Source organism: Streptococcus sp. HMSC066E07, from assembly GCF_001814695.1.
GTDB classification, from domain to species: Bacteria; Bacillota; Bacilli; order Lactobacillales; family Streptococcaceae; genus Streptococcus; species Streptococcus hominis.
On sequence record NZ_KV817421.1, the window covers coordinates 1 to 14,079 of the forward strand.

General features: G+C 38.8%; 11 protein-coding genes and 1 pseudogene. 10 read left to right on the forward strand and 2 right to left on the reverse strand.

Annotated elements, in window-relative coordinates:
* Positions 1–163: 163 nt before the first annotated feature.
* The gene (locus HMPREF2984_RS02300; RefSeq protein ID WP_070670244.1) at positions 164–781 is read right to left on the reverse strand and encodes a TetR/AcrR family transcriptional regulator; all 618 of its coding nucleotides are present in this window, start codon (positions 779–781) and stop codon (positions 164–166) included.
* Between the two features lie 459 nt (positions 782–1,240).
* On the opposite strand from HMPREF2984_RS02300, the gene wecB reads away from it, so the two are divergent.
* The 4 genes from wecB (at position 1,241) to HMPREF2984_RS02320 (ending at position 5,745) form a co-directional block, all read left to right on the forward strand.
* Positions 1,241–2,389, forward strand: a complete 1,149-nt coding sequence (gene wecB / locus HMPREF2984_RS02305; RefSeq protein WP_059221473.1) for a non-hydrolyzing UDP-N-acetylglucosamine 2-epimerase — start codon at positions 1,241–1,243, stop codon at positions 2,387–2,389.
* A 1-nt stretch (position 2,390) separates the two neighbouring features.
* Positions 2,391–3,179: a hypothetical protein gene (locus tag HMPREF2984_RS02310; protein WP_070670253.1), complete on the forward strand. Its 789-nt coding sequence runs from the start codon at positions 2,391–2,393 to the stop codon at positions 3,177–3,179.
* A gap of 143 nt (positions 3,180–3,322) precedes the next feature.
* A complete protein-coding gene (locus HMPREF2984_RS02315) occupies positions 3,323–4,633 on the forward strand; it encodes a glycosyltransferase family 2 protein (protein WP_070670256.1) in 1,311 nt (436 codons plus the stop codon).
* Between the two features lie 8 nt (positions 4,634–4,641).
* Positions 4,642–5,745 carry a family 8 glycosyl hydrolase gene (locus tag HMPREF2984_RS02320; RefSeq protein ID WP_049534483.1) on the forward strand — a complete coding sequence of 368 codons (1,104 nt, stop codon included), beginning with the start codon at positions 4,642–4,644 and terminating at the stop codon, positions 5,743–5,745.
* A gap of 187 nt (positions 5,746–5,932) precedes the next feature.
* Here the strand turns inward: HMPREF2984_RS02320 and HMPREF2984_RS02325 are convergent, their stop codons facing one another.
* The gene (locus HMPREF2984_RS02325) at positions 5,933–9,145 is read right to left on the reverse strand and encodes an LPXTG-anchored zinc carboxypeptidase (protein ID WP_070670257.1); all 3,213 of its coding nucleotides are present in this window, start codon (positions 9,143–9,145) and stop codon (positions 5,933–5,935) included.
* A 635-nt stretch (positions 9,146–9,780) separates the two neighbouring features.
* On the opposite strand from HMPREF2984_RS02325, the gene HMPREF2984_RS02330 reads away from it, so the two are divergent.
* The 6 genes and pseudogenes from HMPREF2984_RS02330 to HMPREF2984_RS02350 all read left to right on the forward strand — a co-directional run bounded on the left by HMPREF2984_RS02330 (position 9,781) and on the right by HMPREF2984_RS02350 (position 13,965).
* On the forward strand, positions 9,781–10,095 hold the full coding sequence (locus HMPREF2984_RS02330; protein ID WP_022525154.1) for a TfoX/Sxy family protein: 315 nt from the start codon (positions 9,781–9,783) through the stop codon (positions 10,093–10,095).
* A 247-nt stretch (positions 10,096–10,342) separates the two neighbouring features.
* Positions 10,343–10,514: pseudogene (locus HMPREF2984_RS09340) on the forward strand (substrate-binding domain-containing protein); the annotation flags it as partial.
* A gap of 111 nt (positions 10,515–10,625) precedes the next feature.
* Complete coding sequence (locus HMPREF2984_RS02335) at positions 10,626–10,892, forward strand: ACT domain-containing protein (RefSeq protein ID WP_003026213.1); 267 nt, start codon at positions 10,626–10,628, stop codon at positions 10,890–10,892.
* 12 nt (positions 10,893–10,904) lie between these two features.
* Positions 10,905–12,242 (forward strand): PFL family protein, encoded by a 1,338-nt coding sequence (locus HMPREF2984_RS02340; protein WP_004224133.1) that lies wholly within the window; start codon positions 10,905–10,907, stop codon positions 12,240–12,242.
* Between the two features lie 201 nt (positions 12,243–12,443).
* Positions 12,444–13,139 (forward strand): histidine phosphatase family protein, encoded by a 696-nt coding sequence (locus HMPREF2984_RS02345; RefSeq protein ID WP_070670260.1) that lies wholly within the window; start codon positions 12,444–12,446, stop codon positions 13,137–13,139.
* Positions 13,140–13,275: 136 nt separating this feature from the next.
* Positions 13,276–13,965, forward strand: a complete 690-nt coding sequence (locus HMPREF2984_RS02350) for a histidine phosphatase family protein (protein ID WP_049534473.1) — start codon at positions 13,276–13,278, stop codon at positions 13,963–13,965.
* Positions 13,966–14,079: the final 114 nt, after the last annotated feature.

Here is a 14,079-nt window from a genome sequence, read left to right on the forward strand (position 1 = left end):
TTTTTCTGTCTAGCTTAATTTTACAAATTGGGTTATATGAAAGTCAGAGCACTGTTTAAATGTTGCTGTTACAAACCAAGGAAAAAGAGATACAAAAATAGCCTTTACAAACATATTGATTGTATGGGCTATTCTGTCAAAAATTACTAGCTAGGAAAAATAGCTATATTCTAAAAGCTCGATTTTTCGGGCTCTTTTTTTGGTCTGTATGATCATCTTCGTCTAGTGAGATGTATTGGTCAAGAGAAGAATGAACAAGGGTTAAAAATTTTTCTTTGAAGACTTGTGGTGGGAGTGGATTTTCTTGGGTTATCCACACTTCAATGTTGGCAATCACATAATGAACCAGTAGGGAGATGATAAAGTCATCTGGTAAATCAATAAGGGATTGATTCGGTTGGATATTTTCAAGTGCCCATTTTGTGTAAATCTTTTTTAAATAATTGGTCCAATAAGGATCCGTTGAGCTAGAATACAGCATTTTTAGCCATTTTCGATTTTCATAAAGAATAGGGAAAATATTATCTGCAATGAAAAGAAAGGGGTCTTTATTTGTTAGTGTATTGTATTCTAAAAAAGCCTCGTAAACAGGTTTATCAATGTTCTCATGAATTGATTCAATAATATCGTCAACATTATGGAAATGATGTTTATAAATTGCTTGGCGTGAAATGCCAGCTTTCTTGGCGAGGTCACTCATTGAGAGATTGACTTCAGCAGGATTTTGCATTGCCAAGTCATAGAAAGCATCCAAAATCTTTTGTTGACTACCTTTTACCATATAAAACAGCTCCTTGTTCTTTTTAGTATAATGGAAAGAGAAAAAGATTGCAAGAAAAAGTGAATAATAAAGACTTTAATGCAGTCCTTTTAAAATTGCTATTTATTAAGTTTAACAAAAATATCATTTGTCATGAATCTGTGTTTTGTTTGAGATAGAATTAACATCTGTGAATGGTATTGTAAAAATAGGATAAACAAAAATATTGATAGAATAGTCTAATTATAATGTAATAGTAGAAGTGCAATATTTTTAATACATAATAATTTTACTATTATAAAACAGTGCTGAATAAGAGGATAAATTTTACGTAAATAATAGGACAAAATCATATAGAATGTATACTAAAATATTGACGGTATAAATTTAAAGCGGTACAATATTAGTGTATAGTAGGGGGGGCTGTCTTATTTTAGCTAGGCGTTTTTATTTGTGTCATTCTGTTATAAGGAGGAAAACGTGAAAAAAATAAAGGTAATGGTCGTTTTTGGTACAAGACCTGAAGCTATCAAGATGGCTCCACTTATTCTTCAATTGAAAAAACAATCAGAAAAATTTGAGACCATGACAGTTGTTACTGCCCAACATCGACAAATGTTAGATCAGGTATTGCAAACCTTTAACATTGAACCAGATATTGATTTGGACATCATGGGAAAAAGTCAAACATTAACGGATATTACAGTAAAAATTTTAAACCAACTGGACAAACTTTTAAAAGAAGTGAAACCTGACATCATTTTGGTACATGGAGATACAACGACAACATTTGCAACAAGTTTGGCAGCTTTTTATAATCAAGTTCGAATTGGACATGTGGAAGCTGGTTTGAGGACATGGGAAAAGTATTCTCCATTTCCAGAAGAAATGAATCGTCAAATGACAGATGCTGTAACAGATCTCTATTTTGCCCCAACGATGCAAAGTAAAGAAAATCTCATTAAGGAAAATCATGATGAAAAAAACATATTTGTTACAGGGAATACAGCGATTGACGCTTTAAAATTGACTGTTCAAGAGAATTATCATCATGATGTTTTGGAGCAAATACCATCAAATCATCAGCTTATTCTCGTTACCATGCACCGTCGTGAAAATCAAGGAGAACCAATGCGTCGTGTGTTTAGAACCTTGCGGCAAGTGGTCGAAGCGCACGGTGATGTTGAGGTCATTTATCCTGTTCATTTAAGTCCAGCCGTTCAAGAGGTAGCAAAGGAAATTCTTAGCAATCATCCGCAGATTCATCTAATTGAGCCTTTAGATGTTGTGGATTTTCATAATATTGCAGCGAGAAGTTATTTCATTATGTCTGATTCTGGAGGTGTCCAAGAGGAAGCCCCTTCTTTGGGAAAACCGGTGCTGGTATTGCGTGATACGACAGAGAGACCAGAAGGCGTGACTGCTGGGACATTGAAGTTAGTTGGAACAGAAAGTGAGAATATTCGCGAGGCTATGGAGACATTGTTGACAGATGAGACTGTTTATCATCAAATGTCTCAAGCTAGCAATCCGTATGGTGATGGCAGAGCATCTGAGCGAATTGTAGAGGCGATTGCGCATTACTTTGGTTATGCAGCCAGACCAAAAAATTTTGTGATAGGAGAATAAGATGTATCGAAAAAAAGAACTGGAATGGACAATTGCTTTACTAATTATCGTAATTTTAGCAATTGTTGGTTATAGTTTCTATTTTGCGAGTAGTATTTTTTATGTTGAAATTATTTTGATTGTTCTTGCCATCTTGAGTGTATTTGTCTTACCAGATATGTTGCTGACTTGGCTGTTAATTTTTAGCGTTGTATTAGCAACTTTGTTTTTAGTGGCAGGTGTTGTGTATATACCAGCAAATCAGCGTTTCTTATTATTGATTACTTTTCCAGTAGTTCTGAGAATAGCCAAGCAAGTTAATATTCATCGACGAATCTATCTTTCTATTGTCAAAGACTATAGTGAGCAAGCAAAAGAATTGTATGAAAGCCATTTACAGGCGGTTCGAGATGGGCGAGAAGAAAGTTTACAAGCTTTATTAGTTCATTGGGCACATAATGATTATTTTCAACAAATTTATCCTAAAGAATTTCGTTGGATGTTGGTGCGGATCTATGTGACTTTAAAGAAATGTATGCAGGGAACAGGTGCTGTTTATTATCTTTCAAATGGGAATTTTCTCATTTTATGTTCGGGAGAAGCGCAATCTCCAGCAGAGATATTCCGGCACAATATGCTTGCTAAATTGTCTTTGCTTCGCTTTAAAACCAGTAAAAGTGTGCACAAAGTGCAGTATAAATCAGGCTATCTGTTGATTGATTCAGAAAATTATGAAAAGTTTTCTGATGTTGATGACTTTATGAAAAATCTAGAAAGACAGCTTGAGACAGACATTATTGTAGAATACTAGGAGGGAATCTGTGATCATAACCAATATATTTTTTGGAGTAGCATTGGCAATTAGTATCTTTTTTGCTGTATGCTTTGTTGTGCTGTTTATTTGTTATTTAGTCATTTATAACAGAGTGAATAAAAACTTTAAGGCGGTGAAACATGATTAGTCAGTTGATTATGATTATCACTCTGGTATCCATTTGGTTATCCTTGGTTTGGAGTTTAGTTACTTTGAGTTCAGGTGTTCATTTTTGGCTAAAACATAGCGACTTTAAAGTAGATACTAGTCCTTTAGAGAGCTATCCGATGGTTACAATTGTGGTACCAGCCCATAATGAAGATGTGGTCATTGCGCAAACAACAAGAGCTATTTTGGATATGAATTACCCACATGACAAAGTGGAATTGCTTTTATTTGCAGATAATTGTGAAGATGATACTTATCAAGAAATGTTAAACGTAAAGGCGATGTCAGAGTACGCTACAAGAGATATTACCATTACCGATCGAAAAGGGACCGGAGGGAAAGCGGGTGTGTTAAATGACGCTTTGAAAATAGCTAAGGGCGATTATATCTGTGTTTATGACGCGGATGCTATGCCAGAGAAAAATGCTCTTTATTTTCTTGTTAAAAAAGTGTTGGAAGATCCAGAACGCCACGTGGCATCTTTTGGGCGAAATAAGACGCGAAATGCGAATCAAAATTTCTTAACACGTTGTATCAATCAAGAGATTGTCGTGACGCAACGAATTCAGCATGTTGGTATGTGGCATATGTTTAAAATTGGTCGTATTCCTGGTACAAATTTTATCATCAATACGGAATTTGTAAAAAGTATTGGTGGGTGGCGAAATGGCGCCTTGACAGAAGATACTGATATTTCTTTTAAAATTATGCAAAGTGGGAAATTGATTGCTTTGGCTTATAATTCTGAAGCTTTCCAACAAGAACCAGAGACAGTTAAAAGCTATTATATGCAGCGGAAACGTTGGGCTAAAGGAAATTATGAAGTTGTTATTTCAAATTTCAAGCATTTGTTTGACAAGAGCAATTGGCGCGTGAAATTAGAGGTAGCCTACTATTCTTGTGTCTTTTTCTGGTTTAATGCAGCGATTATTTTATCGGATATTGTCCTTTTGTCAAATGTGATTGCTATTATTGTTCATCTATTTGTCCCAAGTGTTCATATTCCTTTTACATTTGATTCAAATAATATTTACATTGCGCAATTGATGTTGTTTAATTGGCTTTTGATGATTATGCTATATCTCTTACAAATCAATATCGCTCTAGCCTCCCAATTTGGTCAAGCGACTTCTAAGCAGATTTGGTTAGCTTTGATTTCTTACTTTACTTATTCGCAGCTATTCATCATTGTTTCAATTGATGCTGTAACTTCTGTGACCTTGGACAAACTCTTCCATCGTGACGGAACCAAGTGGGTTAAAACGAAGCGATTTGCAGGATAGGAGGAAACGTGAAAAGAACAAATTTAAGATATGTTTGGTTAGTTGCTATTTTACTGGCAATCATTACTATTTTTACTTATGTTAGATTCAATAGTACAGGTCATTTGAAGAATCAGATTTATCAACAATGGTCAAAAAAATATGTAGTTCAGCAAAAAGACAAGGCCTATGTCAAAACAACGAACGATAAGAAAAAAGATGTTGTGCTATCGGAATCGCAGGGCTATGGAATGGTGACTGCGGTTGAAGCGGCAAAGCAAGGGTATGCCAGCCAGAAAGATTTTGAACGATTATACAATTATTATTTAGCACATCGTATGAAAAACACGCAGCTGATGTCATGGCGACAAACAGTCAAGAATGGTGTCGTTACAGCCGAAACCAATAATGCAACAGATGGCGATCTTTATATTGCGTATGCTCTGATTCGAGCAGCTAAATTATGGCCACAGAAGGCTGATGCATATCATACACAGGCTAAGGCAATCTTAAAGGATATTTTGACTTATAATTACAATAGCACAACAGGGGTGTTGACAGTTGGGAACTGGGCAACATCAGATTCAAAATACTATCGTTTAATGCGAACATCAGATGTTCTTCCAGCACAATTTCAAGCCTTTTATAAACTGACAGGCAATGCACAATGGTTAAAGATAAAATCAAACATGTTGTCTAAATTAGAACTGATGAGTGCTAAATCAAAAACAGGTCTACTTCCTGATTTCCTTTGGGTGGAAGCAGATACAGTTCGGGCGGCTGAAAAAAAGGCTGTTGCCTCTAAGTATGACGGTGATTATTATTACAATGCTTGTCGCTTGCCATATAATTTAGCGCAAAGTCGGGATAAACAAAGCCAGAAAATATTGAATAAAATGATGAATTTCTTTGTGAAACAAGAAGTGCTTTATGCTGGTTATACGTTAAAAGGCAAGGCTCTAAAACATTATCAGTCTGCTAGTTTTGGCGCTCCGATTTTCTATGCAGCCAGCCGGAATTCAGCATATCGCAAGCTGGTTCAGCAAAATAAATATATTTTTATGCAAGATTTGTCAAAGGAAAATTATTACGAAGCAGCCATGATTACCCTTGTTGCACTAGATGCTTTATAAACTAAATAGAAGTGGGACCAAAATAGGTGTTTCGTAGGAAATTGATTTTGTCGCCCCACCCTGTAGGGTTGAGTTGGTGGTATTAGTTAGGGATTACTTAACTACTGCATATTGAGTTTTATTCTAGAAGAAAGTAAACGAGTCTGGGACATTTTTGTCTCAGACTCGTTTTTACTAGTAGAGTATTCTATTCTTCTTTTTTCTTTAAATGGAGCAAGTAGCCACTGACAAGAATGAACATGCTAGCAATGATGAGATTGCTTTGGCTTTCTTTATTTCCAGTTTGAGGAAGTTGAGCTTTTCGAGTAGCATTCACAATTTGAGGTTGAGGAGTGTAGCGTAGGGTTGTAGCTTGAGCTGCCTGAGGTTTTTGATTGATGATTTCAACAACTTCAGTAGAAGGTTTTTGTTCTTTCTCAAGATCTTTCAGTTGAGCTAATTGACTGCCAAAGATAGCATTGGATACCCAACGGTAGAAATGAATCGTGTGAAGACGGTTTGTTGGGTTGCCAGCATAAATAAAGAGTGGTTGTTCTTTGTAGCTACCAGAAATAGCTACAATCTTATTGGCTAACTGTTCATTACCTGGCCACCAACCAGCGATATAATAATCACTGCCAGCAATCGAAGCTAATGTCTTGAAATTTGCAGGTACCTTAGCAATCCAATTTCCAGAGTTAGAATAGAAGAGATCATTCTTATTGTAACCACTAGTCAACGGATCTTTGTCATCAATGATCGCTTTCATCAAGCCTTCATAATCACCACCATTTTTGAGTTGTTCTGCGTCAAAGCCGTCAACCACACCGAGTTTTTCAAGGCGTTGCATAGCAGTTCCGCCTACTACAATAGTTGGCTTCAGACCAAGGAGGGACTTGTCAAAGTTGTCACTTTCTAAAACAATCACATCAGCTTCTTCAGGGGTATTGACAATGTCAAATCCTAAATTCTTCAAAGCAAGAGCGGTATGAGCAGGAGTATCCACACCAGCCCAATAGTATTGATGAGGCGGTGCATAAACTTTTAGAGCTTTTAAGGTTTGCCCTTGAGGAGTTTTATAAAGGGCATCTCCATAGATTGCATAGTTTTTCAGCAGGTTGGCAAAAGTAGGTGTATCCACGATGTAGCCATCGTCTGTCAAATAAACTTTCTTACCGTCTCGGATTGCACGATTGACAGCGCGAACGGCACTTTCTGAAGTATTAGCAATGACATAATATGGTGCTTTGTGGTCAATTTCGCTAGTCCGAGTAGCACGAAGAGCAGTTACTTCACCGAGTTTACCGTCAAAGAGTTTTTCTTTAAAGACTGCTACTGCTTTGAATCCCCTCATATCTGGGAAATTAACCAGCAATTCTGCATACATAGCGGCCCAAGCAGATTCGTTGGAACCCTTGTAGAGGATATGATTGGCATAGCCACGTTTGGCTTGCGCCATGTCAACAACCAAATCGCCTTTTTTATAACCGCCAGTATCTTCCTTCAATTCTTGAATGACAACCCCATTTCTCTTGAAGTATTCAATCATATTAAAGGCTTGTTGAGAGTCATTGGATTTGTCAAGTTCCATTGGAATGACATAGTAATCAGGGAAGAATTTCTTTTGTCCATGTTTGATACGACCGACTACTTTACCGTCTGGTCCAACTAATTCATTTTCAGCTTTTGGATCTTCAACCTTGTTGATGCCACGGAGATAGAAGTTGAGGCGCATTTCCATGAGTTTATCAGGATCTTGGGACAGGTAAGAGATACCTCCAAGGACAGCGTGATAACCAGCTTTATAGGATTCTTGATTGCCCTCAGGAATTTCAACGGTATGTCCTAATATTCCGTGGTACATAGCATAGACACCAGTGTAGCCAGAGAAGGAGTCATCCCAGCCATCGCCCCAGTCTAGTTTAGGAATGATGTAGTGGTCATACTTGGAATTGGCAACACCAGCACGGCCCATGTGGTGGGCATTTTCCAACATATTTTTTGACAAAAGGTCATATTCAAAGTTTGGATCGTGCGGTGGAGTAGCTGGCTCAATCAGGAAGTCCTTGACAAAGCCGTGGATGTCGTAAAGTGCAATTGGATTCCATTTGTTGATGAGTCCAGCAACAGTCCGGGTTTCTGGGTTGGCCTGATAGCTAGTATCGCGGTTTGGATCGATTCCGTTAGCTAGGGCACGGGTATTGGCAACATCTCCGTCAGGATTTTCAGTAAAGTCAAAGAGGAAAATGAATTTCTTGAGGAGTTCTTTGACACTGAGTGTGACAGTCTTAGCATTGCCATTGGCATCGGTGGTTTTGAAAGAAATTTGATCTTTGGTCGCAAAAGTATTGAAGAGTCCAGTGATGATATCGATAGCAGGTTGTTCATCGGCGTGGGTATTGTTGATAAGGACTGGAAGTTTATAGTCCAGCGTGCCATTTTTCAGAGCCGCTAACATTTCAGCTGGTTTGGTTAGCGCCATTTTATTGGTTGAGTTTAGGTAATCATCAATGCTTTTTTGATCAGAACTGATAATGCCTAACTTAATTTTCCGTCCTTGAGCGCTGGTACCAATGTCTTCAATTTGAACAAGCCGATCATTTTTAGCTTCTTGTCGACTTTTTTCGATAGCAGCTAACATTTCTTCGTGAGTATGGAAGTTTTCATATGGTCGGAAAACAAGTGTTTTTCGAATCGTCAGACCGGATTCTTCATCTGTTCCAACGAGCTCATGATTTCCGATGAATTGCCGATAGGTTCTTCGGATATTGTTTGGTGTCCGAAGACTTAAATCCTTTCCAAATAATTCATTGAATTTGAGAGAAAGTTTGAGGTCAGAGCCATTGGTTGTTTCCTCAATGGTGACAAAGGAATCTCCTGAAAAGTCTCCTTTTTCCATATTCCAAGTTTTCCATTCAGCGATTGGCTTATTATCTAATTTCCAAGTCACCTTGCCAGCAGCGGCTCCTTGTTCCTGTACAGTCTCAGTAATGGTAGCTTTTTCAGACATATGGACTGTACTATCAGCTAATTGAACCTTCTTTTCTTCTGTTCCAGCTGCTCGTGTTTCTGGTTTTGCAGGTGTTGCAGGAGTCACTGTTTCGGATTCGTTTGTAGTAGAAGTCGAACTGTCTATTGAAGGAGCACTTTCTGATTTCTGTGCTTCTTCTTGATTGGTTGTTGTGAGAAGCTGAGCTTCAGCTGATGAAGAATCTGGCGTTGCCGTTGCTTCTGATGCGTTTGTTTCTGTACTTGACTTTTCGGCAGGGACCACCGTTTCTGTCTTGTTAGTAATAGGCTGTGTCTCCGTGCTATCTTGCGTATCTGCAGCAGCAGTTCCTTGCGTTAAAACTGCAACAAGAACGGCAGCTGACAAGCTGAGAACATTTGTGTACAACCGTTTCTTATATGAATTTTTCATAAGAAACCTCCTTTATGAAATTTGAGGGCACCAAAAATAACGAAAATAGCTCTTAGTTATTCTCTGTTATTTTTCTCCCCTTATTATTTGAAGTATACAAAGATAGTATACCAGAAAGTGTAAACGGTTTCAATCAAAAGTGTAGACAAAAAATAGAAATGTATCAAAATAAATAGATATGTAATGAATTTTGGCAGGAATTGAATAGCAGAAAATCCCAAAGCACACACTAAAGACTATCAAAGAATAAACTTCACCTCGAAAGTCTGACAATGTTCTAATGAAGAAGGTTAGAGATAAGACTTTTGCAACTGAAATATTCTTTGCCCCTGATAGCAAGGAAATCTTTCAAGATAAGTAGTTAAAGATTATACATTTTAAAAAGAATGAAGAAAAAGTAGATTGTCTTTGTATCGATTTCTGGGAGCGAGTAGGAAATTTGACGATGGGGAAATTGTCTTAAAAGTGGTATGATAGCATATATATTAAAGATTTTAGGAAGGTGGGATATTATGAGAAATTCACTATGTGAAAAAATAGTATGGTATGACTCTCGGTTTTAGAGTTGACAGCAATCAATAAAGAAGTAATAGTGAAGCGGCGTAAATAAATTAGAATTTGTGGGAGGAATCATAGTGAATGAATTTAACGAATATGTACGTGAATGTTTTTCTACAGTTGGTGATATTACCATAAAATCCATGATGGGCGGATACCTTGTATATTTTAATGGTAAGCTGATAGGTGACATTTGTAATAATGAACTGTTTTTAAAGAGAACGCCGACATCGGACAGACTTCTTGCAGATTCAGAACTGCGTTATCCGTATGAAGGGTCAAAGACTCTGATGCACGTATTCGACAAATTTGAGGATGCGAATTTGATTGTAGGATTACTGGGAGGAATGTATACGGAACTGCCCGAGAAGAAACCTAAGAAAGCCAAATGAGATTGACAAACTTCAGTTTGTTGAAATTAAATAATTAAATAAAAACAATAATATAGCAAATTACAAAACAGTAAATCAAAAAAATGGTTTACTGTTTTTCTTGCTCAAAATGGGAATGAGGTCAAAAGAAAAAGCATCAATAAATCAAAAAGATACTTGACAAAACGCTTTAGGACAGAGCAAACCAGTTTTCGGGTAGCCTGTCCGACCCTCGGATGAAGTGAACGAGTTTTCGTTCAGTCCGTTGACCGAGATGACGAGCTTATCTTCGCCGAGTATCACGACAAGGCCAACCAGCTTTTGAAGAAGGCCAGCAGGCAACCAAGATTTTGATTGACCAGATCGAGGGGCGTCATCAAGAAGAAAAACAACAAGTGCTGGATTGTAGTATTCATTGGAAAGAATCAACAATCAATTGATAACGATTAAGCAGAGCTTAAGGGCAAAAGTCGTATTTTTCTCTTTCGGTTTATGCAAATTTCCTTTACTTATGCTACAATAGGAAAAAGGATGTTGATTGGAGTAAAAAAATGAAAGCGATTATTACGGTTGTTGGCAAAGATAGAACGGGGATTGTGGCAGGAGTTTCGAGCAAAATTGCAGAGCTTGGGTTGAATATTGATGACATTTCGCAGACTGTTTTAGATGAATTCTTCACTATGATGGCAGTCGTTTCTAGTGAAGAAAAGAAAGATTTTACAGAACTGCGCAATGAATTTGAAGCCTTTGGCAATACACTCAATGTCAAAATTAACATTCAAAGTGCAGCGATTTTTGACGCTATGTACAATATCTAATAGAGGTGAAAAATGGATATAAAGCAAGTTACTGAAACCATTTCCATGATTGAGGAGCAGAATTTTGATATTCGGACGATTACCATGGGAATTTCACTTCTCGACTGTATTGATACGGATATTGAGCGAGCAGCGGAAAAAATCTATCAAAAAATCACCACGAAAGCTCAAGATTTGGTGGCAGTTGGTGATGAAATAGCTGCGGAGCTGGGCATTCCCATTGTCAACAAACGTGTATCGGTGACCCCGATTTCCTTGATTGGCGCTGCGACAGATAGTGATGACTATGTGCCTCTAGCAAAAGCGCTGGATCGAGCAGCAAAAGAAATCGGTGTTGACTTTATCGGTGGTTTTTCTGCTCTGGTGCAAAAGGGTTATCAAAAAGGAGATGAAATCCTTATCCGTTCCATTCCGCGAGCTTTAGCGGAGACTGATAAGGTTTGCTCATCTGTTAATATTGGGTCCACCAAGTCTGGGATTAACATGACGGCGGTTGCAGATATGGGACGTGTTATCAAAGAAACTGCAGAACTTTCTGACATGGGGGCAGCGAAACTGGTTGTCTTTGCTAATGCGGTCGAGGATAATCCTTTTATGGCTGGGGCCTTTCATGGCGTTGGCGAAGCTGATGTCGTCATCAATGTAGGTGTGTCAGGACCTGGTGTCGTCAAACGTGCCCTTGAAAAAGTTCGCGGCGAAAGTTTTGATGTAGTGGCGGAAACAGTCAAGAAAACAGCTTTTAAAATCACTCGGATCGGTCAGCTTGTCGGACAGATGGCTAGTGAGCGCCTAGGTGTGAAATTTGGAATTGTTGATTTAAGTTTGGCACCAACGCCAGCTGTTGGGGATTCTGTCGCTCGTGTTTTGGAAGAAATGGGATTGGAAACGGTCGGTACGCATGGAACGACGGCAGCTTTGGCTTTGCTTAATGACCAAGTCAAAAAAGGTGGCGTCATGGCTTGCAATCAGGTTGGTGGTCTATCAGGTGCCTTTATTCCTGTATCAGAGGACGAAGGTATGATAGCAGCGGTTCAAAACGGTTCCCTCAATTTAGAAAAATTAGAGGCCATGACCGCAATTTGCTCGGTTGGATTGGATATGATTGCCATTCCAGCAGACACGCCTTCTGAAACCATTGCTGCCATGATTGCCGACGAAGCCGCTATCGGTGTTATCAATCAAAAGACAACAGCGGTACGAATTATTCCAAAAGGAAAAGAAGGCGACATGATTGAGTTTGGCGGTCTTTTAGGGACGGCACCAGTGATGAGAGTCAATAAAGCTTCATCAGCTGATTTTATCGCGCGTGGTGGACAAATTCCAGCACCGATTCATAGTTTTAAAAATTAAAATGAGAGTGGGACAGAAATCAGTAGTTTCGTAGAAACTTGATTTCATCGTCCCACCTCTGTACGGTTGAGTAGAGCTGTAAAAGTTGATTTATCAACGTATTAGAGTCCACTCAACCACTGCGTCTTATAATTATGACTATATAAGCAAAGGAAGCTGAGCACTTTTGTCCCAGCTTCTTCTTTTGAAAAGGAGATTGAAATGGCAAAAACGAAATTATACATTATTCGTCATGGAAAAACGATGTTTAATACAATTGGTCGGGCGCAAGGTTGGAGTGATACGCCGCTTACGGCTGAAGGGGAACGTGGCATCCATGAATTAGGAATTGGTTTGCGAGAATCAGGACTTACATTTACAAGAGCTTTTTCCAGCGATTCTGGGCGGACAATTCAGACCATGGGGATTGTCCTTGAAGAGCTCGGTTTAACAGGCAAAATTCCTTATACCTTTGACAAGCGAATCCGCGAATGGTGTTTTGGCAGTTTCGACGGTGCTTATGGTGGCGATCTGTTTCATGGCGTGATTCCACGAGTGCTGGATGTTGAAGACTATAAGAAACTAACCTTGCAGGAATTAGCAGACGGTCTAGTCGAAGTGGATACAGCTGGCTGGGCAGAGCCTTGGGAGCAATTGAGCGGACGCATTTTAGAAGGTTTTACAGCCATTGCAAAAGATGTAGAGGCTTCTGGCGGGGGCAATGCTCTTGTCGTCAGCCACAGCATGACAATCGGTGCCTTTACTTGTTTGATTGATCTGTCTATTATTTTAAATCCTGGCGTACAAAATGGCAGTGTAACGGTCGTGGAGTATGAAAATGGGAAATTCACCATTCAAGCGTTAGGAGACATGTCTTATCGCCAAGTAGGTGCTAAGATATTGGAAGGGCAGAAATAATCGCAAAAACGGGAATGTGAGAAAAGTTGATTTTCACGAATTGTGGCTTTCATCTTACTCCTGATTTTTCTTTTATCTCTCAAACGACTTTCTGCAAAAAAATGATATAATATAGTAAGAAAAACGGAGGTAAAATATGGCAAAAACAAGATTATACATTGTTCGCCATGGGAAGACCATGTTTAATACAATCGGTCGGGCACAAGGCTGGTCTGATACGCCTTTGACCGCTGCAGGAGAACGTGGCATTCGTGAGCTAGGAATTGGGCTTCGCGAGTCAGGACTTCCATTCAAAAAAGCTTTTTCTAGCGATAGCGGGCGGACAATTCAAACCATGGGGATTATTTTAGAAGAACTTGACTTGACAGGGCGCATTCCTTATCGCACAGATAAGCGAATTCGCGAATGGTGTTTTGGTAGTTTCGATGGAGCTTACGATGGTGAGCTGTTTATGGGAGTGATGCCCCGTGTTTTCAATGTAGAGCATGTTCATCAATTGAGTTACCCTGAGCTGGCTGAAGGCCTGGTAGAAGTTGATACAGCTGGTTGGGCTGAGAGTTGGGAAAAATTGAGTAGCCGTATTTGGGAAGGATTTTCAGATATTGCCAAGGAAATCGAAGCTGCTAGTGGTGGCAATGCACTGATTGTTAGCCACGGTATGACCATTGGAACATTTGTGTATCTCATTGACCAAACAAGGCCACATGGTTTAGACAATGGTAGTGTGACCGTCATTGAATACGAGAATGGTCAATTTACAGTTGATTGCATTGGAGATATGTCTTATCGTGAAGTTGGCAAGAAAATACTGGATGAGATTGAGTAAGAGTCGTTTTTGTAATGAAAATAAATTAAGAGGTTGAGATAAGCGTTGATTTTTGGGAACGACTTTCTCTCCTTTTTTTATTGATAAATTGCAAGAATAAGTGCAACATTTATT

Excerpts from the sequence above, each read along its gene's own strand:
- HMPREF2984_RS02335 (WP_003026213.1), top strand. The coding sequence starts at position 10,626 with ATGAAAGCGATTATTACGGTTGTTGGCAAAGATAGAACGGGGATTGTG.
- HMPREF2984_RS02325 (WP_070670257.1), bottom strand. The coding sequence starts at position 9,145 with ATGAAAAATTCATATAAGAAACGGTTGTACACAAATGTTCTCAGCTTG.
- HMPREF2984_RS02350 (WP_049534473.1), top strand. The coding sequence starts at position 13,276 with ATGGCAAAAACAAGATTATACATTGTTCGCCATGGGAAGACCATGTTT.
- HMPREF2984_RS02345 (WP_070670260.1), top strand. The coding sequence starts at position 12,444 with ATGGCAAAAACGAAATTATACATTATTCGTCATGGAAAAACGATGTTT.
- HMPREF2984_RS02315 (WP_070670256.1), top strand. The coding sequence starts at position 3,323 with ATGATTAGTCAGTTGATTATGATTATCACTCTGGTATCCATTTGGTTA.
- HMPREF2984_RS02310 (WP_070670253.1), top strand. The coding sequence starts at position 2,391 with ATGTATCGAAAAAAAGAACTGGAATGGACAATTGCTTTACTAATTATC.
- HMPREF2984_RS02300 (WP_070670244.1), bottom strand. The coding sequence starts at position 781 with ATGGTAAAAGGTAGTCAACAAAAGATTTTGGATGCTTTCTATGACTTG.
- HMPREF2984_RS02340 (WP_004224133.1), top strand. The coding sequence starts at position 10,905 with ATGGATATAAAGCAAGTTACTGAAACCATTTCCATGATTGAGGAGCAG.